The sequence below is a fragment of the Rhodococcus sp. NS-SX18 genome (assembly GCF_057367935.1).
The window spans coordinates 5,128,517-5,148,994 of record NZ_CM170633.1; the positions used below are offsets into that span (position 1 = coordinate 5,128,517).

At 69.9% G+C, this 20,478-nt stretch carries 21 protein-coding genes; 7 read left to right on the forward strand and 14 right to left on the reverse strand.

The window, feature by feature from the left end; all coding sequences use genetic code 11:
- Positions 1-56 precede the first annotated feature (56 nt).
- Complete coding sequence (locus AC2IPW_RS23560; protein ID WP_003938745.1) at positions 57-872, reverse strand: DUF72 domain-containing protein; 816 nt, start codon at positions 870-872, stop codon at positions 57-59.
- A gap of 108 nt (positions 873-980) precedes the next feature.
- Here AC2IPW_RS23560 and AC2IPW_RS23565 point away from each other — a divergent pair, with 108 nt between their 5' ends.
- The gene (locus AC2IPW_RS23565; protein WP_059174542.1) at positions 981-1,574 is read left to right on the forward strand and encodes an HdeD family acid-resistance protein; all 594 of its coding nucleotides are present in this window, start codon (positions 981-983) and stop codon (positions 1,572-1,574) included.
- A gap of 31 nt (positions 1,575-1,605) precedes the next feature.
- Here the strand turns inward: AC2IPW_RS23565 and AC2IPW_RS23570 are convergent, their stop codons facing one another.
- A complete protein-coding gene (locus AC2IPW_RS23570; protein WP_003938747.1) occupies positions 1,606-2,016 on the reverse strand; it encodes a TIGR03618 family F420-dependent PPOX class oxidoreductase in 411 nt (136 codons plus the stop codon).
- A gap of 154 nt (positions 2,017-2,170) precedes the next feature.
- Here AC2IPW_RS23570 and AC2IPW_RS23575 point away from each other — a divergent pair, with 154 nt between their 5' ends.
- A complete protein-coding gene (locus AC2IPW_RS23575) occupies positions 2,171-2,491 on the forward strand; it encodes a GYD domain-containing protein (protein WP_003938748.1) in 321 nt (106 codons plus the stop codon).
- A 42-nt stretch (positions 2,492-2,533) separates the two neighbouring features.
- Here AC2IPW_RS23575 and AC2IPW_RS23580 read toward each other — a convergent pair whose 3' ends face one another.
- Positions 2,534-3,397 carry a LysR family transcriptional regulator gene (locus AC2IPW_RS23580; RefSeq protein WP_059174543.1) on the reverse strand — a complete coding sequence of 288 codons (864 nt, stop codon included), beginning with the start codon at positions 3,395-3,397 and terminating at the stop codon, positions 2,534-2,536.
- A gap of 477 nt (positions 3,398-3,874) precedes the next feature.
- On the opposite strand from AC2IPW_RS23580, the gene AC2IPW_RS23585 reads away from it, so the two are divergent.
- Positions 3,875-4,966 carry an IS110 family RNA-guided transposase gene (locus AC2IPW_RS23585; protein ID WP_486375622.1) on the forward strand — a complete coding sequence of 364 codons (1,092 nt, stop codon included), beginning with the start codon at positions 3,875-3,877 and terminating at the stop codon, positions 4,964-4,966.
- Positions 4,967-5,251: 285 nt separating this feature from the next.
- A complete protein-coding gene (locus AC2IPW_RS23590; protein WP_486377058.1) occupies positions 5,252-6,439 on the forward strand; it encodes an MFS transporter in 1,188 nt (395 codons plus the stop codon).
- A gap of 44 nt (positions 6,440-6,483) precedes the next feature.
- Here AC2IPW_RS23590 and AC2IPW_RS23595 read toward each other — a convergent pair whose 3' ends face one another.
- Complete coding sequence (locus AC2IPW_RS23595; protein ID WP_081005181.1) at positions 6,484-7,077, reverse strand: TetR family transcriptional regulator; 594 nt, start codon at positions 7,075-7,077, stop codon at positions 6,484-6,486.
- A gap of 417 nt (positions 7,078-7,494) precedes the next feature.
- Here AC2IPW_RS23595 and AC2IPW_RS23600 point away from each other — a divergent pair, with 417 nt between their 5' ends.
- Both AC2IPW_RS23600 and AC2IPW_RS23605 read left to right on the forward strand, forming a co-directional pair.
- Entirely contained in the window at positions 7,495-8,418 is a 924-nt protein-coding gene (locus AC2IPW_RS23600; protein WP_486375823.1) for a 3-oxoacyl-ACP reductase, read from the forward strand.
- Positions 8,419-8,519: 101 nt separating this feature from the next.
- A complete protein-coding gene (locus tag AC2IPW_RS23605) occupies positions 8,520-9,344 on the forward strand; it encodes an IclR family transcriptional regulator (protein ID WP_486377059.1) in 825 nt (274 codons plus the stop codon).
- A 78-nt stretch (positions 9,345-9,422) separates the two neighbouring features.
- Here AC2IPW_RS23605 and AC2IPW_RS23610 read toward each other — a convergent pair whose 3' ends face one another.
- The 10 genes from AC2IPW_RS23610 to AC2IPW_RS23655 form a co-directional block, all read right to left on the reverse strand.
- Positions 9,423-10,028 (reverse strand): PaaI family thioesterase, encoded by a 606-nt coding sequence (locus tag AC2IPW_RS23610; protein ID WP_289378027.1) that lies wholly within the window; start codon positions 10,026-10,028, stop codon positions 9,423-9,425.
- 82 nt (positions 10,029-10,110) lie between these two features.
- Positions 10,111-11,238, reverse strand: a complete 1,128-nt coding sequence (locus AC2IPW_RS23615) for an acyl-CoA dehydrogenase family protein (protein WP_486375824.1) — start codon at positions 11,236-11,238, stop codon at positions 10,111-10,113.
- Between the two features lies 1 nt (position 11,239).
- Positions 11,240-12,448 carry an acyl-CoA dehydrogenase family protein gene (locus AC2IPW_RS23620; protein WP_486375825.1) on the reverse strand — a complete coding sequence of 403 codons (1,209 nt, stop codon included), beginning with the start codon at positions 12,446-12,448 and terminating at the stop codon, positions 11,240-11,242.
- Between the two features lie 32 nt (positions 12,449-12,480).
- The gene (locus AC2IPW_RS23625) at positions 12,481-14,682 is read right to left on the reverse strand and encodes an acyl-CoA dehydrogenase family protein (protein WP_486375826.1); all 2,202 of its coding nucleotides are present in this window, start codon (positions 14,680-14,682) and stop codon (positions 12,481-12,483) included.
- A gap of 3 nt (positions 14,683-14,685) precedes the next feature.
- Positions 14,686-15,822 carry a steroid 3-ketoacyl-CoA thiolase gene (locus tag AC2IPW_RS23630; protein ID WP_486375827.1) on the reverse strand — a complete coding sequence of 379 codons (1,137 nt, stop codon included), beginning with the start codon at positions 15,820-15,822 and terminating at the stop codon, positions 14,686-14,688.
- Between the two features lie 103 nt (positions 15,823-15,925).
- Positions 15,926-17,131, reverse strand: a complete 1,206-nt coding sequence (locus AC2IPW_RS23635; RefSeq protein WP_054372626.1) for a DegT/DnrJ/EryC1/StrS family aminotransferase — start codon at positions 17,129-17,131, stop codon at positions 15,926-15,928.
- Positions 17,132-17,160: 29 nt separating this feature from the next.
- On the reverse strand, positions 17,161-18,360 hold the full coding sequence (locus AC2IPW_RS23640; protein ID WP_486375828.1) for a lipid-transfer protein: 1,200 nt from the start codon (positions 18,358-18,360) through the stop codon (positions 17,161-17,163).
- Positions 18,357-18,767, reverse strand: a complete 411-nt coding sequence (locus AC2IPW_RS23645; protein ID WP_003938761.1) for a hotdog family protein — start codon at positions 18,765-18,767, stop codon at positions 18,357-18,359. Before AC2IPW_RS23645 ends, AC2IPW_RS23640 begins: the two co-directional genes overlap by 4 nt.
- A complete protein-coding gene (locus AC2IPW_RS23650; protein ID WP_003938762.1) occupies positions 18,764-19,174 on the reverse strand; it encodes a Zn-ribbon domain-containing OB-fold protein in 411 nt (136 codons plus the stop codon). Before AC2IPW_RS23650 ends, AC2IPW_RS23645 begins: the two co-directional genes overlap by 4 nt.
- Positions 19,174-19,737, reverse strand: coding sequence for an FAS1-like dehydratase domain-containing protein (locus AC2IPW_RS23655; RefSeq protein WP_486375829.1), 564 nt, complete (start codon positions 19,735-19,737; stop codon positions 19,174-19,176). The genes AC2IPW_RS23650 and AC2IPW_RS23655 overlap by 1 nt, the downstream gene beginning before the upstream one ends.
- Before the next feature lie 140 nt (positions 19,738-19,877).
- On the opposite strand from AC2IPW_RS23655, the gene AC2IPW_RS23660 reads away from it, so the two are divergent.
- Positions 19,878-20,456, forward strand: coding sequence for a TetR/AcrR family transcriptional regulator (locus AC2IPW_RS23660; RefSeq protein WP_054372629.1), 579 nt, complete (start codon positions 19,878-19,880; stop codon positions 20,454-20,456).
- Positions 20,457-20,478 lie beyond the last annotated feature (22 nt).

The following is a 20,478-nucleotide window of genomic DNA, read 5'->3' on the forward strand; positions in this document are numbered from 1 at the left end:
TGCTCCCGGCGAGCGCCGGCGCGTCACGACGAGCGTGCCATGCGGCACCGACACGGTCAGCCGACGCGGCGCTGCAGTTCGAGCGCATCCCAGGGCGCGTAGCCCTTGATGTCGTTGTCGAAGTACACGTACACGTCGCGCCCCTCGGAGCGCCAGCCACGGACCCGCGCCGCCCACTCGTCCAAGGTGTCGGGGGCGTACCCGCTCGCGTACAGCTCGGTGTCTCCGTGCAGTCGCACGTAGACGAAATCGGTGGTGGCCTCGGTCAGGAACGGGAACCGCCCGGCCGTGTCGGCGACGACGAGGGCGACGCCGAGCCGGGCCAGCAGTGCCGCCGCGTCCGGGTCCGTGAAGCTCGGGTGCCGCACCTCGAGCGCGTACCGGAGGGGCCGATCCGCCTCGGTTTCCGTCCACGCCCGATCGTCGGGAACCTTCTCGGTGTGGCGCACGGCGAGTGCCGCGGCCTCGGTCGTCGAGGCGGGCAACCGCTCGACGAACGCGGCGATCCGCTCCGGCTCGAATGCCAAGGAGGGCGGCAGTTGCCACAGCACGGGCCCCAGCTTCGGGCCGAGGGCGAGCACACCGGACGCGAAGAAGTTGGCGAGGGCGTCGTCGACGTCGACGAGGCGCTTCATGTGGGTGACGTACCGGCCGCCCTTGACGGCGAAGACGAACCCGTCCGGTGTCTCGTCCCGCCACCGCAGGAAGCTCGACGGCCGCTGCAACGCATAGAAGGTGCCGTTGATCTCGATCGATCCGAACCGCTCCGCGGCGTACTCGAGTTCGCGGCGCTGCACCAGCCCCGCCGGGTAGAAGTCACCGCGCCATTCGGCGTACCGCCAGCCGGAGATTCCGATCCGCACCTGAGCCATCGCTCCACGGTAACGCTCGTCACGACTGGGAATCGGATCGTCATTCGGCAGGCGGGGGGAACCGTACGGGCCTACGCTGTGCCCGAACTACGAGACCGCATCCTAGGAGTGGCCGTGTCCGAGAGAGCGTTCACCGCAAACGATCAGTTCAGTCCCCTGTTCAAACAGATGTGGTGGTTGGTGCTGATCCGGGGCATCCTCGCCGTGTTGTTCGGTGTCGTCGCCCTGGTATGGCCGGGGATCACCGTCTGGGCCCTCGTGGTGGTATTCGGCATCTACGCCATCGTCGACGGCGTCGTACTCGTCTACCACTCGATTCGCGACCGGGCCCGCCTCGACGGCTGGGGCTGGTGGCTCGCGATGGGCCTGGTCTCCATCGCCGCCGGCATCGTCGCCCTCGTCTGGCCCGCGGCCACCGCACTCGTGGTGCTGTACATCATCGCGTTCTACGCGATCCTGTTCGGCGTCACCGGCATCATCGGTGCGCTGAGCTTCCGGAAGGTCCCGAACTCGGGATGGGGGTGGTCGCTCTTCGCCGGCATCCTTGCGGTTCTGTTGGGTGTCGTGCTGCTGATCTTCCCCGGCAGCGGGATCATCAGCCTCATCTGGCTGTTGGGTATCTACGCCATCCTCTTCGGCGTGCTGCTGATCGTCGTGGCCTTCCAGGTCCGGAAGGTGGCGAAGGAGGCCGGGCTCGTGTGAGCCCGGCCCCGGGGCCGGCGGCGGGACTGTGTCAGGCCGCATCCTTCAGCCGGCCCCACGCATGCCAGCGGTCGATCTCGATCCAGGCACTGACGCGCGGCCGGTTGCGCACCCCGTAGGGCGTGCCGGTGTAGTGCCGCGCGACGCGGTCGATGTCGGTCAGCTCGGGGTCGTCGACGAACTCGACGACCCGCCCCTGGAGGCTCACGTGCGTCACCCAGTCCGCCGGGTCCATCGCGCTCAGGCTGACCCGGGGATCTCGGCGCAGATGCTCGAGCCGCTTGCGCTCGGCGTCCATGTTCACCAGGATCCGGCCGTTCTCGAACAGGTACCAGGTGGGCACCGACACCGGATGTCCGTCGGCCCGCACCGTACTGATGGTGGCGTAGTTCGGCTGAGCGAGCATCTCGGCGACGGCCTGCGGCAGCGGAGGTCTGGGCACGGCAGTGGTCCTCTCGTCGGAAAGGTCGGGCGGTTCGGTCACGAACCTACGCCGGTTCGGGGCGAAACCGCCCCACGAGGGCGCGAGCGGGTCGACGATGGAGGGGGCACCGAGCCCGGCCGTGGAATGGCCCGACAGCCGAGGAGTCGAGAACATGCCGAAGTACCTGTGGCAGGTCACCTACACCCCCGAGGGCGCGCAGGGTCTGCTCTCCGAGGGTGGTTCCGTCCGTAGTTCCGCCATCACCGAGATGGTCGAGAGTGTCGGTGGCAGCGTCGAGTCCGTGCACTTCGCGCTCGGCGGGCACGACCTCTACGTCATCGGGGACGTGCCCGACGATCTCGCCGCGGCCACGCTCGAGTTCCGCACCCGTGCGTCGGGTATCGCGCGTTCCGTGCCGATCCGGCTGCTCACCCCTCAGGAGATGGACGACGCGGTGCATCGCAACGCCGCGTACCGGACGCCGGGGCACTGAGCGGGACCGAGCGGGACGCTCCCTGCCGGTCGGATCGCCGGGTCAGAGCAGGTCGAGGAACAGACGCGCGGCGGTGGAGGACGGGGCCGGGTCGCGGCACACCAGCGCCAGTGTGCGGTGCGGCGGCCCGGGCCGCAGCCCGATGCGGTGCAGGCCGCTGCGTCGCGCGATCGGTTCGGGGATGACCGCGACCCCGAGACCGTGGCGGACGAGATCGAGCAGGCGATCCATGTCCCCGACGCGGAACGTCACGTCGCGGTGCACGCCCGCGCGGACGAACAGCGCATCCACGGTGGTCTGCAGTCCGGTGCCGGCCTCGAATTCGATGAACGGGTACGGCTGCAGCCCGGCCGGATCGGTCTCCGCGACGGCGGCCAGCCGGTGGCCGGGTGCGACCACGGCGACCAGTTCCTCGGTGTAGGTGCGCAACGCGACGAGCCCGGGCGGCAGCGGACGCGCGTCGAGGGCGACGAACGCCAGGTCCAGTTCTGCCGTGACGAGGGCGTCGAACAGTTCGGTGGTGGTCGCCTCTCGCAGGGCCACTTCGATACCCGGGTGGGCGCGGTGCAATTGCGCGAGCAGCGACGGCAGGTCCGCGGCCCGGAATGTCTGCACGGTACCCACCGCGAGGGTGCCGGTCTCGCCGCTTTCCAGTCTCGCCACGGCTGCGCGGGCCTCCGCGGCCTCGCGTAGCAGCCGCTGCGCGTAGGGATAGAGGGTCCTGCCCGCCGCGGTCGGGAGCACCGACCGGGTGGTGCGCTCGAACAGCGGCGCCCCGAGTTCGTGCTCGAGCGCGCGCACGGACGCACTGAGCGCCGACTGCGACAGGTGCACCGACTCGGCGGCCCGGGTGAAGTGCCCGTGCTCGGCGACGGCCACGAAGTGCCGCAACTGCCGAAGTTCCATTCATCGACTCTATCGCTCGGATTCATCGATTCATCCCGTTGGACACATCAATGCCGGGGCTCGCAGGATCGGTGCCATGCAGTCCCCGTCCACCGGCGCCCCGACCGCCGACACCCCGACCACGCGCATGCCCCGCCGGCTCGTCGTCGCGATGGCCCTGGCCTCCGGCCTAGACGATATGGAGTGACTCACGACTTGGCGTGACCTTGCCTCCTCGGGGACTGAGGAGTGTCCCCTCGGTCCGATCAGGGTGCGCCCGCGCAGGGCCGAGGTCAACGTCGTTCATGCTCGCTGCGCTGCGCGTGCTCCACGTTGACATCGAGTCTCCTGCACAGGCGGGTGAAGCGATGATCGAGGGACACCCCCCGATGACTGTGGGCCGGTGGCTGTGGCCCGAGACCTCACGCACAAGATTCGTGGGTTACCGAGCAGACGAACCCGTCTGTCCGGCCTATCCGACAATTGTGGGAGGCCCCGGTGTTTACCGAGCGTACGAGCATTGGACTGGACGTGCACGCACGTTCGGTCGCGGCAGCAGCCATCGACAGCGTCACCGGCGAAGTGTTCCAAACCAAACTGACGCCCTCCTACGACCACATCCGATCCTGGATCGCGGACCTCCCCGGCCCGGCGGCAGTGACCTACGAGGCCGGACCGACCGGCTTCGGACTGTATCGAGCGTTGACCGACGCGCAGGTGCGGTGCGAGGTCGCCGCCCCATCGAAGCTGCAGAAACCGGCCGGGGACCGGGTCAAGACCGACGCCCGCGACGCTCTGCACCTAGCCCGCTTGCTACGACTCGACGAGATCACCTCGGTGGCGATCCCCACCGTGGATCAGGAAGCGGCCCGCGATCTGGTGCGAGCCCGGGAGGACTGCCGCGGAGATCTGATGCGAGCCCGTCACCGCCTGTCGAAACTGCTCTTGCGGCACGGCATCGTCTACTACGGCGGACAGGCGTGGACCGGTGCGCACGACCGCTGGCTGCGCACCGAGGCCGCACCGCAGCTGACTTGGCCGGCGACGCGGATGGCGTTCGACGCCGACTACGACCATGTGCTCACCATGCAGGCCCGGCGCCGGCGACTCGATGCGGCGATCGAAGAGATGGCCACGGCGAGTGAATTCACTCCGGTCGTGCGCCGGATGTGCTGTCTGCGTGGAGTATCCATCTTGACCGGGTTCGGTCTGGCGGTGGAGATCGGGGACTGGGATCGGTTCACCGGCAACACTATCGGCTCGTTCGTCGGGCTGGTTCCCGCGGAGTACTCCTCGGGGTCGTCCCGAGTCCAGGGGGCGATCACCAAGACCGGCAACACCCATGCCCGGCGGCTCCTGGTGGAAGCGGCCTGGCATCACCGACCGCGATACCGGATCGGGGCGGTGATGCGGTCGCGGTGGGACCGGGCGCCGGCTGCGGCCCGTGCCAGGGGCGATGAAGGTAATCGTCGGTTGCATCAGCGGTGGGTGGGCTTCCTCGAACGCCGTAAACGACCCGTCGTCGCGAATGCGGCGATCGCCCGGGAACTGGCGGGTTGGTGCTGGTCGCTGGCGGTGATGGATTGCTAGAGCCCACCTGATGGACTTCGTCCCATGGGTTCGGTGGTGGCAGCGCGTGGATCGACCCGCGAAACAGCTATGAGCAGGCCCCGAGAGACCGACGCTCGATCCTAGACACGCGGATGCGATCCAGCCGAAATCCCGTCCTGCGGTATCCAACCCGCGTATATCAGTCTGACCGCGCGTCGCATTATCGACACGCTCACCACGCAGACATGAGGGCGAAGCAACGAGGCGCCGTCGGGGTCGCTCCCCGACGGCGCCTCACCTTGCCCTCTTGACAAACTTCTCTACATATCAGTTGTGGCCAACAGCTACTACGCCCAGCCGCTCGTCGGCGCCGTCGCCGACAGCCTCGACGCCTCCACCACACAGGTCGGATGGGTGGTCACCGCGGGCCAGATCGGGTACGCCGCCGGTCTGGCGCTGCTGGTGCCGCTGGGCGACATGGTCGAACGGCGGCGGCTGCTGCGACGCATGCTCGTGCTCACCGCCGCCGGCCTGCTGGTCATGGCCTGGGCACCGAGCTGGCAGATCCTCGCAGTCACGGCCGTGCTCGTCAGCACCGGATCGGTCGTCGGCCAGATCCTCGTCCCGTTCGCCGCATCCCTGGCCCGGGACGACGAACGCGGACGTGTGATCGGAAACGTGATGACCGGCCTGCTGCTCGGCATTCTCCTCTCCCGCGTCGTGGCGGGCCTGGTGGCCGAGATCGCCGGGTGGCGAGCGGTGTTCGTGCTGGCCGCGGTGCTGATGCTCTGCACCGTGCTGCTGGTGCGGACCCTTCCGGTCCTGCCCCCGGCGACCACCGCCGGCTACCGCACGGTGCTCGCCTCGGTGGTGCACTTGATCCGCGACGAAGCGGTGCTCCGCAGCCGGATCGCCTACGGTGCCCTGACCTACGCCTCGTTCGGGGTGTTCTGGACCAGCGTCGGCTTCCTGCTGGCCGGGCCGGGGTACGGGTGGTCCGAGGCCCGCATCGGGATCTTCACCCTCGTCGGGGTCGCCGGCGCGCTGGCAGCACGGACGGCCGGCATCTTCGCCGACCGCGGCTACGCCCGCCGGCAGACGGGTCTGTTCGTCGCGGTCACCGCGGTCAGCTTCGTGTTCCTCGCCTTCGGCGAACACCACGTGCTGGCACTCGCGGTGGGCGTCGCCCTGCTGGACCTGGGTATCCAGGGAACGCACATCAGCAACCAGAGCCTGATCCAGCCGTTGCGGCCCGACGCCCGCAGCCGCCTCAACACCGCGTACATGACGTCCTACTTTCTGGCCGGCGCCCTCGGCAGCGCGCTGTCCACGGCCGCCTACCTCACCGGCGGATGGCTCGCGGTGTGCGTCCTCGGAGCGGTCTTCCCCACTGCGGGTTTCGCCCTCTTCGCCGGGGAACACCTGATGCAGCACCGGCGCACCCCGGCCGCGGAGACACGCGGTGACGGAGACCCGACGGAGGTACGGAGGCAATCGGGTCCGGACGCGTGAGACTGTGCCTCGCAACGTGATCCGTCGCCCTCGATGGGCAGCCGTCAGCTCGAGGCGGGACGATCGCTCAGTACCAGCCGGCACACGTCCTCGACGTTGCGCAGCGCCTCGGCGAATCTGATGCGATCCGTCGTCCACAGGACCAGCGAATTGAGCATGGTGCTGCCGATCGCCAGCGAGGCCAGCCGTGCCCGCTCGGCCGGAATTCCCTCCATCGCTTCGAGGACGGCCGAGCGGTTGACCGCCGACCGCTCGACCAGTGTCTCCACCACATACGGATCCCTGCAGGTCTGCAGCTCGACCTCCAGGCGGGCGAAGTACGGGCCCCGTTGGAACGCCTTCATCTGCCGCCCGTACAACCGGACGACGCGCTCCACCACATCCCCCGCCCGGGCGTCGCGGTCGGGGCGGCGCCGGCGCTCGGCGGCGAGCCGCTGCGACAGGCGGTCGTTCCATGCCGCCATCGCGGCGGCGAGCAGTTGCGGCTTGGCCGGGAAGTATCGGTACAGGGTGCCGAGCGCCACCCCGGAACGCTCGGCCACGTCCCGCATCTGGATGCTGTCGGGACTCGTCTCCTCGAGCATCTCGACGACGGTCTCGGTGATCCGGCTGCGTCGCCGCAGTTGTGCGGGGGTCATGTCGTCCGGGCTCATGGGTACACCGGCGGCTGCGGAACTCACCTGCGCAGACTAGCGCGGCCCCGCGGCAGCGACGACAGGGTCACAGAGGGCGGACCGGTCGCCGTAGCCGCGTCGAGCGCCCGTGTGGAGCGTCGGTAGAGCGAGCATGATCCCGCCCCCAGGTCCCGGTCAGCGGAATAGAATCACGTTCTTTTATTCGTCGTCGTATACATGGAATATGCAGCTGAACCACTTCTGTATCGGTGAGTCGGGACCGATCCCTTCCTCGACAGAAAAAGAATCTGATTCTATTCTGCCGACCGAGCGGCAGGATCGGTCGCCGCGGGGTGGACCACGCTGCAGGAACAGTCCGCACCTGCGCGGACCCGTCGCACCGGCCCGTGGGACCGGCATCCACCGAAACGAGGAGACGTTGTGAGCGACACCGACCTGACCGGCCGCACGGCCGTGGTGACGGGAGCCGGGTCCGGCCTGGGCCGGGCCGAGGCGCTCGCACTCGCCGAACGGGGCGCAGCCGTCGTAGTCAACGACATCGGAGCTGCTGCACACACCGTCGTCACCGAGATCGAGGCGCGCGGCGGCAGGGCGATCGCCGTCGAAGGTGACGTCGGAGCCTGGTCGATCGGCGACCGCCTCGTCGACGCGGCCGTCGAACAGTTCGGCAGCCTCGACGTCGTGGTGAACAACGCGGGCATCATCCGCGACGCGATGCTGGTCAACATGACCGAGGAGAAGTGGGACGACGTGATCCGCGTGCATCTGAAGGGGCACGCGGCGCTGACCACCGCGGCGGCGAGATACTGGCGTGCGGAGTCGAAATCGTCGGGCTCCCCGGTGTACGGGCGGCTGATCAACACCACCTCGGAGGCGTTCCTCTTCGGCGGGGCGGGGCAATCGAACTACGCCGCCGCCAAGTCCGGAATCGTCGCTCTCACCCTGGCAGCCGCGCACGGACTTTCCCGGTACGGGGTGACCGCCAACGCGATCGCGCCGAGGGCGCGCACGGAGATGACCGCGCACGTCTTCGACGAAGACCCGTCCGGATCGGCCGTCGACATCCTGGCCCCCGAGCGGGTGGCGACCTTCGTGGCCTACCTGGCGTGTCCGGCGGCGAGCCGCGTGAACGGTCAGGTCTTCGTCGTCTACGGCGACATGGTGGCGCTGATGGCTCCCCCGACGGTGGAGAATCGATTCACCGCCGGCTCCGGGGTCTTCACCCTCGACGAACTCGACGCGCAGGTCTCCGGGTACTTCGCCGACCGCCCCGCCGACCGGACGTTCTCCGCCCGCAGCGTCGCAGCCCTGGACACCACCGGCGTGCGTACCAAGCTCTCGTGACGGCACCGATCGTCATCCGGCGGCGCCGCCGCGCCGGCCCGCGTAGCGCACCAAGCAAGTGCTAGGTAACGTGAGCCGAAGGAGGTCAGACATTGACTGTGATGCGTAGTGACTCGATTCCGGTGTCGGACATGCCGCGTGAGCAGCGCCCCAGCGTGGCGGAGCGGTTCACCCAGATCCTCGACGTGTTCACATCCGGTCCCGACCGGATGTTCCTCGAGGAGATCACGGCCGCCACCGGACTGCCCCGCTCGACCGTCTTCCGCCTGCTGACCCAGCTCGTCGACCTCCACTGGGTCGAACACGACTCCCGCGGATACGGACCCGGGCTGCGGATGCAGACGATGGCTCGGCCCCGGGACTACTCACAGCTGCGCGCCGCGGCCGCGGGGATGCTCAACGACCTGCAGATCGGCACCGGCGAGGTCGCGCACCTGACGGTGCTGGAAGGCTCGTCCGTATACTTTCTCGACCGGATCGGGGGCGCGGCCAGCGCGGGCATCCCTTCCCAGGTCGCGGCCCGGCTTCCGGCCGAGAGCACCGTCAGTGGAAGGGCACTGCTCGCCGGCCTCGAGCCGGAGCGGGTCGACGCTCTCATGACGGCCGGGCCGCACGTCCGGTCCCGCACCGATCTGTCGGCACTGCACGACCGTCTGAACCGGGTGCGCCAGCGGCAGGGCCTCGCGTTCGTGCCCGGCCACTCGTGCCCCATGTCCATCAGCGCGGTCGCCGCACCGGTCGTCGGCCCCGACGGCGTCGTGGGCGCGATCTCGGTGGCGTGCCGCGGAACGGTCGAACTCGCCCACATCGCACCGATGGTCTGGGCCGCCGCACGCCGCACCTCGCGGATGCTCACCCCCGGCCGCTCCGGTTCCACCGCGCGGACCCGCCTGGCGCACCGAACACGTGTGGGTGTCGCGAACTAGAACGCGACGGCGCGCCGGACGTCGTCCGGCGCGCCGCGAATTCACTTTTCCTGCATGCTGTTCCGTCGACGGAACCGGTCATTCCTCGACGCGGACGAACACTCCCCGCGCCTCGACCGTGCGCTCACCGCGGCATTCGATCCAGCCCTCGGCGACGGTCTTCCGGCCCTCGGTCTCGACGATCCGCGAATACAGATCCAGCGGCTCGTCGAGCGGCGTGCGGCGCAGGTAGCGCAGGTCGAGCGACGCCGTCAGCGAACGGCTGCCCCGGGCCTGCATGAGGGTGCCGAGCATGCAGTCCAGCAGGTGAGCGCTGAACCCGCCGTGCACGCTGTCGGGCGGACCCTCGTGCAGGGCGTTCGCGACCAGCCGGGCCCGCGCCTCGTCCGCGCCGAAGTGGATCTCGAGCGGAATGCCCATCGGGTTGTGGGTGAACAGCGCCCACGGCTCGCGCCCACCCGTGTCCCGGGACCGCGACGGACCGTCGAACGGGGGACGCAGCACCCGCGAGCGCGGTCGCACGCCGAGGGTCTCGGCCAGTTCGGCGATCGTTGCGCGGGCGGCGCGGACGGTCTCGGCGTCCGCCGTCGTGGTCGCCGCGGCCAGCATCAGCGCGCGGGTCGCGGCGACGAGTTCCGCGGACGCCTCCCGCAGGTCCGCGGGCACATCGATGGTGCGGGTCATCGGGAGTCCTCTCCGGCGATCCGGCGCGTGAGCGCCGAGCCGATGCCGGCGTCGGTGACGAGCGTCGGGCGCCCGGGGTGCGTCATGCGGGTGCCCCGATCCTGGGTGCAGACCCGAGGACGTCGCCCAGCTCGGCCGCGGTGGCGTCCGCACCGCCGAGGCTGAAGCACAGCTGCCGTCCCCACAGGAAGTAGCGGTGGATCGGGTAGTCCACGTCCGCTCCGATACCGCCGTGCAGGTGCTGCGTCGCGTGCACCACCCGCAGACCGCCTCGCGACGCCCACCATTTGGCGACGAGGACCGCGGATTCGGCCTCCTGCTCCCGTCCGGCGTCGAGCAGCCACGCCGCCCGCCGGGTGGTGAGCCGGATCGCCTCGGTGTCGAGGTAGGCGTCGGCGGCGCGCACCGCCACGGCCTGATTGGTCGACAGCGGCCGACCGAACTGGACTCGCTGCGAGGTGTATTCGGCCGTCGTCTGCAGCGCCTGCGCGCACACGCCCAGCTGCACCGCCGCGAGCGCGAGCTGGATCCGGCGGCGCACCCAGGCGACCGTCTCCGCGCCGTCGCCCGGCAGACGATCGGCCGCGGGCACGACGACGTCGTCGAACCGGAGGTTGGCGAAGCTGCCGCGGTCGGTGGCGGCGACCGGTTCCACCGTGACGCCGTCCGCCCCGGTCGGTACCACTGCGACGGCGAGCGATCCGTCGTCGCACCGGACCGGCACGGTCGTGGCGGCGGCCACGGCCGCGGCGGGCACGCCGGCGACGGTTCCGCTGACGACCAGGTCGTCGCCCTTGCTCACCGCCGACAACGAGGTGAGTTCACCGTAGGGTGCGTCGAACGCGGCGACGACCGGTCGGGAGCCGTCCACGATGCCGGGCACCAGCCGTTCGACCTGCTCGGCCGTGCCGAACCGGACGATCGCCGACGCGGCCGCCGTCACCGACCACAGCGGCACCGGCGCCACGTGCCGGCCCTCCTGCTCGAGCACGGTGATCAGGCCGAGCAGACCCATCCCGGCGCCACCGGACTCCTCGGGCACCGCGATGCCGAGCAGACCGGCGTCGGCCAGGGCGCTCCACAGCTTCGCGTCGAAGCCGCCCTCGTTCTTCTCCACCTCGACGACCCGCTCGACCGGCGCGAGCTGCCGGAAGAGCTGGGACGCCAGGTCCTGCACACTCGTCAGGTCCTCGTCGAGTTCGAAATCCATGTCAGCTCCTCGTGCTGGTGGGGGCGTCGGTGCGGCGACGGGCGGCGAGCGTCATGCCGAGGCACTTGGCGGCGACGATCTCGCGCATCACTTCGTTGGTGCCGCCGCCGAAGGTGTTGTTCTGGGCTCTGCGCGCCAGGGTTTCGACGCGCCCCTCGACGACGGCTCCGGGGCTGCCGGGCCGCAGCAGGCCACGGACGCCGAGGATCTCCTGCATCTTGCCGTAGGCGGTGACGACCGCCTCCGTCCCGAAGATCTTGGCAGCGGCGGAGTCTCCGCCGCCGAGCGTGTTCGCGGCGACGTCCGCGACGAGCCGGAGGTTGACGAGATCGGCGGCGCTGAGCAGTGCGTACGTCTCCGCCAGATTGGTGCGCACCCAGGGCAGGTCGTAGACGGTCCCGGCGCCCAGGGGCTCGGACTGCGCCCAGGCGAGCACGGCGTCGTACAGCTCGTTCGCGATGCCACCGCGGGCCGCGAGCGCGACCCGCTCGTGGTTGAGCTGGTTGGTGATCAGGCCCCAGCCCTGGTTCAGCTCGCCCACGACGTTGGTCAGCGGCACGCGGACGTCGTCGTAGTAGGTGGCGGAGGTGCTGATGCCACCGACGGTGTGGATCTCGGTCACCGAGAACCCGGGCGCCGACGTCGGCACCAGCACCACCGAGATGCCCTGGTGCCGCGGTGCGTCCGGGTCGGTGCGGACGGCCAGCCAGATCCAGTCCGCGTAGACGCCGGCGCTGGTGAAGATCTTGTTGCCGTTGATGACCAGTTCGTCGCCCTCGATGCGGGCGCGGGTCTGCAGCGAGGCGAGGTCGGTGCCCGCGTTCGGTTCGGTGTAGCCGATCGCGAAGATGAGTTCACCGGCCAGGATCGGCGGCAGGAAGAAGTCCTTCTGCGCCTGGGTCCCGTGCTTCATCAGCGCCGGCGCGACGGTGTTGAGAGTGACCAGCGACAGCGGTGCGCCGGCGCGGATCACCTCGTCGTAGAACACGTACAGGGCCTCGGGATCCTCTCCCCGCCCGCCGTATTCGGTGGGCCAGCCGAGACCGAGCCACCCGTCGCGGCCCATCCGTCGCAGGATGCGGTCGAACACGGGTCCGCCCTCGGTCTGGTCGGCGAGGGCGCGCCGGTCGTCGTCGTCGATGATCTCGGCGAAGTAGTTGCGTAATTCGGTGCGGAGCCGACGTGAATCGTCGGACAGTTCCGGGTGCATAGCCCCTCCAGGTGGATGTGGTGTGGTCGGTGTCAGCGCGGCAGTCCCAGCACGCGACGGGCGATCACGTTCAGCTGGATCTCGATGGTGCCGCCGCCGAAGAGCACCGCGGGCAGACCGAGGTGGTCGAGCATGTGTCCGTCGTCGTCGGCGGCGCCGAGCGGACCGAGCAGCGAGACCAGCCCGCGCGAGCCGTCGCGTTGGGCGAGGGCACTGAAGACCTTCTGCACGCTGATCTCCGCCCCGGCGTCGAGACCGGACAACCGGCGCAGCACGCTGCGCAGGTTCATCGCCGACAGGGCCATCTCGCGGCCGGTGTTGCGGCCGAGGACGCGCAGTGCGTCGTCGCGGGCGGCGGCGTAGCGGCCCGACTCGACGATGTCGCGCACCCGTGCGGCCGCACCGTGCGCGAGCTGTGCGCCCATGCTGAGCCGTTCGTTGGCGAGGGTGGTCACCGCGAGGCGCCAGCCCTGCCCCGGTTCCGAGACCAGGCAGTCGTCGGGGACGAAGACGTCGTCGAAGAACACCTCGTTGAACTCCGCCCGCCCGGTCGCCTGCCGCAGCGGTCGCACGTCGAGCCCGTCGCTGCGCATGTCGACGAGGAAGTACGAGATGCCCTCGTGCTTGGGCGCATCGGGGTCGGTGCGAGCCAGGCAGATGCCCCAATCCGCCTCGTGCGCCATCGAATTCCACACCTTCTGTCCGGTGAGGACCCAGCCGCCGGCCACCTTGCGGGCGCGGGTGGACAGCCCGGCGAGGTCCGAGCCGGCGCCCGGCTCGCTGAACAGCTGGCACCAGACGATCTCGCCGCGCAGGGTGGGGGTGACGAAACGCCGCTGCTGGTCCTCGGTGCCGTGCCGCAACAGGGTGGGCAGGGCCCACTCGCCGATGACGGTGGTCGGCAGTTCGAGGCCGCGGCGCGCGAATTCGTCTGCGATCACGGCCTGTTCCTGCGGTCCGGCCGCGAGGCCGTAGGGCCGAGGATAGTGCGGCGCGACGAGTCCGGCCTCGGCGAGCCGGGCACGACGTGCCCCGCCGCGTGCCGGCGCCCAGCCGTCGCTGCGCACCGCGTCGTCCGGCAGTGCCCGTACTTCGTCGAGGACGGCACCGACCTGCGCACGCAGCTCCGGTAGCGCATCGGCTTCGACGAAGGAGAAGTCACGCTCGCCGGACAGCGCGAGCTCACCGAGCCGGCGCGCCCAGACGTCCTCCGGACCGGCGACGGAGGCGATCGACAGTGCCCGTCGCCAGTACAGGTGCGCGTCGTGTTCCCAGGTGAATCCGATACCGCCGAGCAGGGTGACGCATTCGAGCGCCACGTCCACGGCCGCCGGGACGGCCGTCAGCCCCGCCTGCGCTGCCGCGAGACGCTGCTGCTCCCGGTCCTGCCCGACCGACCGGGCGGCGTCCCACGCCGCCGCACGGGCGATCTCGCTGCGCACCAGCATCATCGCGGCCTTGTGCTGCACGGCCTGGAAGCTGCCCACGGGTCGGCCGAACTGGTGGCGGTTACAGACGTGGTCGACGGCGGTGTCCAGCGCCCACGCCGCGATTCCGGCGGCCTCGGCGCCGAGCACGGTGTTGACGATCAGCTGCACGTCGTCGTCGGCGATCGCCGGGAGCAGGTGCTCGGGTGTGATCGCCGCTGCGGACAGTCGCAGTCGTCCCACCGATCGGGTGAGGTCCACGCCGTCGGCGGTCTCGATCTCCCCGGCGGTGGGTGGGAGCCGGAACCACACGGGTGCGCCGTCGGCGGTGGCGCGCACGATCACCTCGTCGGCGCCCGGTAACCCGAGCACCGGCTCGGAGACACCGGTGACCGTCCATCCCTGTCCCGACGCGGTCGCGACGAGGCCGGGGGTGGTGACGGCGGCGCCGGTCGCGCCCTCGGCGAACCGCCGCAGCAGGTCCGCGACGAGACCCTCGGGCGGGAGGGTGGCGACCAACGCCCCGGCCAGCACGGTCGGAACCCACGGGCCGGGAACGAGGGCGCGGCCGAACTGCTCGGCCACGACCGCGAGTTCCGGCAGTCCCGCCCCACCGCCGCCGTGCTCCTCGGGCAGGTGCAGGGCGTGCAGGCCCTGCGCGACGCACGCATCCCAGAGCTCCGGCCGCTTGCCGGCCGCCAGGTCGGCGAACGCGGCGCGGGTGCGCTCGATCGGGGCGTGCCGACGGGCGAGCCCCGCGACGGCGTCGGCGAGGTCGCGGTGGTCGGCGTCGAGTGCAATGGCCATGACCTACATCCGTTCCAGGATCATGCACGTGGTGGCGGCGGACGCGCAGATGGCGATCATCGCGACCTGCCGGTCCCGCCGTTCGAGCTCGTCGATTGCGGTGGCCAGCAGCCGGATTCCCGTCGCGCCGGCCGGGTGACCGAGGGCGATGGCACCGCCGCCGACGTTGAGCACGTCCGGGTCGATCTTGTGCACCTCGGCGAACGACATCGGCACGGCCGCGAAGGCTTCGTTGACCTCGAACAGGTCCACGTCGGCGACCGTCATCCCGGTGCGGTCGAACAACGTCTGCGCCGCGGCCACCGGACCGTCGAGCATGAACTCGGTGTCGCCGCCGATGACGCACTGCGCGAGCAGCCGGGCCCGCGGTGCCGCGCCGAGTTCTCGTGCCCTGTCCTCGGACATCAGGATTGCGGCGCTCGCCCCGTCGGACACCTGCGACGAGGTGCCGGCGGTGTGCAGGCCGCCCTCGATCGTGGGACGCAACCGCGCGAGCGCCTCCGGGCTGGTCTCGCGCAGTCCCTGGTCCCGGGCGACGGTGGTGCCGCCGTCGTCGCCCGGGACGGCGACGGGGATGATCTGCCGGTCGAACCACCCGGCGTCCCAGGCCGCGCGCGCCCGCTGCTGCGACCGCAGGCCGAACGCGTCGAGGTCCTCACGGGCGAAGCCGCGGTGCCGGGCGATGCGGTCGGCCGCGGTGTACTGGTCGGGGGTGTCCACCGACCACGACGCCGGCCGCGGGGTGCCGGCGCCGGTGCCGACCTTGTAGGTGAGCGGGACGCGCGACATCAGTTCCACGCCGCACGCCAGGCCGACCTCGAGGGTGCCGAGCGCGATCTGCCCGGCGACGAGATGCACCGCCTGCAGCGCGGTGCCGCACTGGGCGTCGATGGTGGTGGTCCCGGTGTGGGAGGGCAGACCGGCATGCATCCACGCGGTGCGGGTGATGTTGCCGAACTGCTCGCCGATCGGGGTGACACACCCGCCGACGGCCTGCTCGACGAGGGCGACGTCGAGGCCGAGCCGGTCGAGCACGCCGCGTTGCGCGAGACCGAGCAGCTCGGCAGCGTGCAGGCCGGAGATCCAGCCGTCGCGCTTGCCGAAGGGAGTGCGTGCGGCATCGACGATCACGGGTTTCATGCGGGTACCTCCGGTCGGGTCCACTGTCGGTTGCCGAGCCCGAATTCGTCGACGAGGCCGAGACCGTCGAAGCTGCGGCCGGTGAAACGGGACGGCACGGCGATCACCGCCACTTCGCGGCGAACGCGTGGATCGCGTCGGTCACGCGGGTGACTTCCTCGTCGGACAGCCCGTGGCTCATGCCGAGCGTCATGCCGCGCTCGAACACCGCATCGGCCTCGGGCAGGCCTTCGTCCGGCACGCGGTGCTCGACGCCGGCCATCATGGGATGGCGGGTGATGTTGCCGCTCCACACGGTTCGCGTGTCGATGCCCTGCGCTTCGACGAACTCCTGCAGGTCGCTGCGGGAGAACGGGGCGTCGGCGGTGACCGTGACGGGATAGCACAGCCAGGCGGTGTCGAGGCCGTCGGTTTCGACCGGCGTGCGGAAGAATTCGGGGTAGGCACCGTATGCGGCGGTGAATTCCGCGAAGGTCTTGCGGCGCCGCTCGTAGTTCTGCGCGAGCTTGTTCAGCTGCACGACGCCGTAGGCGGCGCCGAGTTCGGACGGTTCGAAGTTCCACGGCAGCAGATCGAAGATGAAGTCGTTGTCGTAGTCGACCCCGTCCAGGTCCTCCCGGAAGACGCGTCCACCGCCGTTGCCGAACAGGTTCGGCTCGGAGCGACGTCCCCAGCGGCGCAGCAGAAGTGCACGATCACGGGTCTGTTCGTCGTCCATCATGACCATGCCGCCGGTGCCGGCACACGTGATGATGTGGGCCATGGAGAAACTGGTGACGCTCAGGTCGGCGCGCGCACCGGTAGGGGTGCCGTGCAGCCGTGCGCCGAGGGTGTCGCAGGTGTCCTCGACGACCTTCAGGCCGTGCCGGTCGGCGACGGCCCGGATCGCGTCCCAGTCGGGGCAGTTGCCGGCGAGGTTCGGGATGAGCACGGCGCTGGTGCGGTCGGTGACCATCGCCTCGATCTTGGCGACGTCGACATTGAACGTGTCCGGTTCGACGTCGACGAAGACCGGTGTCAGGCCGGCACGCACGAGGGGCGCGACGTCGGTGGAGAAGGTCAGCGGCGAGGTGATGACCTCGCTGCCCTTCGGCAGGTCGAGCAGCTCGACGGCGAGGTACAGGCCGGAGGATCCGGAGTTGCACATCACGCCGTACTGCTTCCCGGACAGCTCGGGGATACGGCGTTCGAGCTCGAAGACGTTCTTGCCGATGCGCAGCCCCTGATGGCCGCTGCGCAGGACGTCGACCACCGCTCGGATTTCGTCCTCGCCGTGGGTGGCGCGGGCATAGGTGATGCGTTCGGTCATGTTCGGACTTCCTCTGAATGGGTGGTCGGTCAGTGGTCGGTGGAGAGCACGAGTGCGCTGTGCGGCACCGGGGAGCCGCCCGTGACCAGGACGTTCGCCACGTCCTTGCCGGGCTGGTTCACCGACGTGCCGCGGATCAGGCGCACGCCCTCGGCGATTCCGTTGACGCCGTGGATGTATCCCTCGCCGAGTTGGCCGCCGTGGGTGTTGACGGGCAGGCGGCCGCCGAGTTCGAGGTTGCCGTCCGCGATGAAGTCCTTGGCCTCGCCGCGGCCGCAGAACCCGTACTCCTCGAGTTGCAGCAACACCATCGGAGTGAACGCGTCGTAGAGGATCGCGGCGTCGATGTCGTCCGGATCGATACCGGCCTGATCCCACAGCTGCCGTGCCACCAGCTCGACCTCGGGCATCTCGTCGATGTCCTCGCGGTAGTAGCTGCTCATGGAGATCTGCTGGGGTCCGACGCCTTGCGCGGCGGCGGAGACGACGGCCGGCGGGTGCGGCAGGTCGCGGGCCCGCTCGGTGCTGACGATGACCAGGGCCTGACCGCCGTCGCTCTCCTGGCAGCAGTCGAGGAGCCGCAACGGATCGGCGATCATCCGGGAGTTCTGGTGGTCGTCGAGGGTGATGGGCCGCTCGTAGAACCAGGCCCTGGGGTTGACGGCGGCATGCTTGCGCGAGAGCACGGAGATGCGGCCGAAGTCGGCGCTGGTCGCACCGTACTTGTGCATGTAGCGCCGGGCGAGGAACGCCTCCTGCTGGGCGGGAGTGAGCAGCCCGTAGGGGTTGATCCAGTTGCGGTATTCCTGGTCGGTGTTGGCCGTGTAGGCGAACGGCGGCGGCCCGGCGCCGAACCGGGTGCCGGAGCGTTCGTTGAAGGCCCGGTAGACGACCACGACGTCGGCGACGCCGCTCGCGACGGCGAGCGCGGCCTGCTGCACGGGTGCGCACGCGCCGCCGCCACCGTGCGGGATGCGGCTGAAGAACTTCAATTCGGGGATGCCGAGTGCGCGTGCGACCGCGATCTCCGGGTTGGTCTCCATCGTGAACAGCGCGAAGCCGTCCACCTCCTCGACGCCGATCTGCGCGTCCTCGAGTGCGGCGAGCACGCTCTCGCAGGCCAGCTGCCATTCGCTGCGCCCGGAGTTCTTGGAGAACTCGGTGGCGCCGATACCGGCGATCGCTGCCTTGCGGGCGAAGCCCCCGCCGGGAATTGTCCTGCCGCTCATCGTGTCTGTCCTTCGTACGGTGCGACGGTGACCTCGGCGGTCACGTGCGTTCCTCGGGCGTTGCGGCCGAGCACCTCGACGGTGACCGCGCCGGCGTCGACGCGGGTCACCGTCCCGGTCAGACGCATGGTGTCGCCGGGAAAGTTGGGGACGCCCAGCCGCAGTGCGACGCGGCGGATGCGGGCGGTCGGCCCGGCCCAGTCGGTGATGTACCGGTCGACGAATCCGTTCGTCGAGTTGATGCTCATGAAGATGTCGGGCGTGCCGCGCTTTTCGGCTGCGCCCGGATCGTGGTGCACGTCCTCGAAATCCTGGGAGGCGATCGCGGTGGCGACGATGGTGCTGCGATCGAGCGGTAGGTCCAGTACCGGCAGTTCGGTGCCGACGGACACGGCCGGCAGGCTCATGCGGCACCTCCGCCCGGCAGGCGCAGCTGCGGCAGGATCTCGCCGTGTGCGTGCTCGGCGAAGCCGACCTCGAGCTCCATGCCGATCCGCAGCCGGTCGTGCTCGACCCCAGCGATGTCGGCGACGATCCGGATGCCCTCCTCGAGGTCGATCAGCCCGACCGCGAGGGGATAGTCGAAGGACGGGTCCTTCGGATGGTGGATCACGGTCCAGCTGTGCAGGGTGCCCCGCCGCGACGACTCGACGGTGTCCCACTTGAAGGAACGGCATTTCGGGCACGCCGGTCCCGGCGGATGCCGGAGTGCGCCGCAGTCGCTGCAGCGCTGGATCTCGAGCCGGCCCTCGCGGGCGGCGGCGAACCAGAATTCGTTGTCCTGGGTGACAGTCAGCCTGGGAACGGCCGTCATCACGCCTCCTCGGTGGTGTTCGGGTCGAAGCGGAGCAACCGGAATCGCTCCTCGACGAGCAGTTCGCCGTGCTGGTTCTCGTAGCGCTTGTGCAGGGTGACGAAGCAGCCGCGGCCCAGGCCGGTGCGTTTGACCGGGGAGATCGACTCGATCGTGAAGTGCGCGGTGACGTGGTCGCCCGGGACGAGTTCGCGGTGGTAGTCCTGCTCGACGTTGGTGGCGACCACGGAGGTGAAGCCGTGCCGGTCCAGCAGTGTCATCAGTTCGGAGTAGGCGAAGTCCTCGGTCCGTCCTTCGGCGCGCAGCCGCTGCACCTCACGCCAGCGCCGGTAGCCGGCCATCACCCACGTCGAGATCATCGCGGGCGGGCACACCACGTCCGGTCGTCCGGTGGCGCGGGCCGCGTCCCGGTCGACGTAGACGGGGTTGTAGTCGTCGTGGGCCTCGACCCAGTTCCGGATCATCGCCTCGTCGACGGCGTACCGGGCCACCCGGGCGGGCTCGGCCTCCCGCCCGACGTACGGTTCGAACTCCCGTTCCAACTCCTGTTCCAGCGTCGGCACGTCCGCACCACCTTTCTTGAGCAAGCGCTTGGTGCAGTACGGTAGGCGCGGGTGCCCCGCCGGAACTGCCCGTTCCCACTCAGTTGGAACGGACGGCAGAAAACTCGAACCGAACGGGCGAAACGGAAGGAGAAGTGGCCATGACGTCGGACCGACGCGACGAGATCATGCGGCTCGCGGCCGAACTCTTCGCAACCAAGGGGATCGCCCCCACCACGGTCCGCGACATCGGCGAACGCGCAGGAGTGTTCTCCGGCAGCCTGTACCACTTCTTCACATCGAAGAATGCGATCGTCGCCGAGATCCTCAGCGGCTTCATGGCCGACATCGACCAGCGCTTCCGGCGCGTGGTGGAGACATCGACGAGTGCCCGCGAGACGGTGCGCGGCCTGATTCGACAAACTCTCGCCGTGATCGAGGAACATCCCCACCCGACCGCGATCTACCAGCAGAACCGGCAGTACCTGCGCGACAACGGCCTGCTCGACGTCGTCGACGCGCCGTCACGCACGGTGCGCGACTACTGGCTCACCGCCCTCGCCGCCGGTGTCGCCGACGGCAGCTTCCGCTCCGACATTCCCGCCGAGGTCTTCTACCGCACCGTGCGGGACACACTGTGGGCGAGCATGCACTGGCCGGGACGCGACGACTACACGACGGACGAGTTCACCGACCTGCTCGTCGCGCTGTTCTTCGGGGGCTTCGCCGAGGAGAAATAACGCCGTGTTCGCGGGCGTGGTG

What these genes read in the sequence shown, in the direction of transcription:
- AC2IPW_RS23560 (WP_003938745.1), bottom strand. Translation starts at nt 872, where the DNA reads ATGGCTCAGGTGCGGATCGGAATCTCCGGCTGGCGGTACGCCGAATGG.
- AC2IPW_RS23575 (WP_003938748.1), top strand. Translation starts at nt 2,171, where the DNA reads ATGCCGAAGTACCTGTGGCAGGTCACCTACACCCCCGAGGGCGCGCAG.
- AC2IPW_RS23580 (WP_059174543.1), bottom strand. Translation starts at nt 3,397, where the DNA reads ATGGAACTTCGGCAGTTGCGGCACTTCGTGGCCGTCGCCGAGCACGGG.
- AC2IPW_RS23595 (WP_081005181.1), bottom strand. Translation starts at nt 7,077, where the DNA reads ATGACCCCCGCACAACTGCGGCGACGCAGCCGGATCACCGAGACCGTC.
- AC2IPW_RS23605 (WP_486377059.1), top strand. Translation starts at nt 8,520, where the DNA reads ATGCGTAGTGACTCGATTCCGGTGTCGGACATGCCGCGTGAGCAGCGC.
- AC2IPW_RS23610 (WP_289378027.1), bottom strand. Translation starts at nt 10,028, where the DNA reads ATGACCCGCACCATCGATGTGCCCGCGGACCTGCGGGAGGCGTCCGCG.
- AC2IPW_RS23615 (WP_486375824.1), bottom strand. Translation starts at nt 11,238, where the DNA reads ATGGATTTCGAACTCGACGAGGACCTGACGAGTGTGCAGGACCTGGCG.
- AC2IPW_RS23620 (WP_486375825.1), bottom strand. Translation starts at nt 12,448, where the DNA reads ATGCACCCGGAACTGTCCGACGATTCACGTCGGCTCCGCACCGAATTA.
- AC2IPW_RS23625 (WP_486375826.1), bottom strand. Translation starts at nt 14,682, where the DNA reads ATGGCCATTGCACTCGACGCCGACCACCGCGACCTCGCCGACGCCGTC.
- AC2IPW_RS23630 (WP_486375827.1), bottom strand. Translation starts at nt 15,822, where the DNA reads ATGAAACCCGTGATCGTCGATGCCGCACGCACTCCCTTCGGCAAGCGC.
- AC2IPW_RS23635 (WP_054372626.1), bottom strand. Translation starts at nt 17,131, where the DNA reads ATGACCGAACGCATCACCTATGCCCGCGCCACCCACGGCGAGGACGAA.
- AC2IPW_RS23640 (WP_486375828.1), bottom strand. Translation starts at nt 18,360, where the DNA reads ATGAGCGGCAGGACAATTCCCGGCGGGGGCTTCGCCCGCAAGGCAGCG.
- AC2IPW_RS23645 (WP_003938761.1), bottom strand. Translation starts at nt 18,767, where the DNA reads ATGAGCCTGCCGGCCGTGTCCGTCGGCACCGAACTGCCGGTACTGGAC.
- AC2IPW_RS23650 (WP_003938762.1), bottom strand. Translation starts at nt 19,174, where the DNA reads ATGACGGCCGTTCCCAGGCTGACTGTCACCCAGGACAACGAATTCTGG.
- AC2IPW_RS23660 (WP_054372629.1), top strand. Translation starts at nt 19,878, where the DNA reads ATGACGTCGGACCGACGCGACGAGATCATGCGGCTCGCGGCCGAACTC.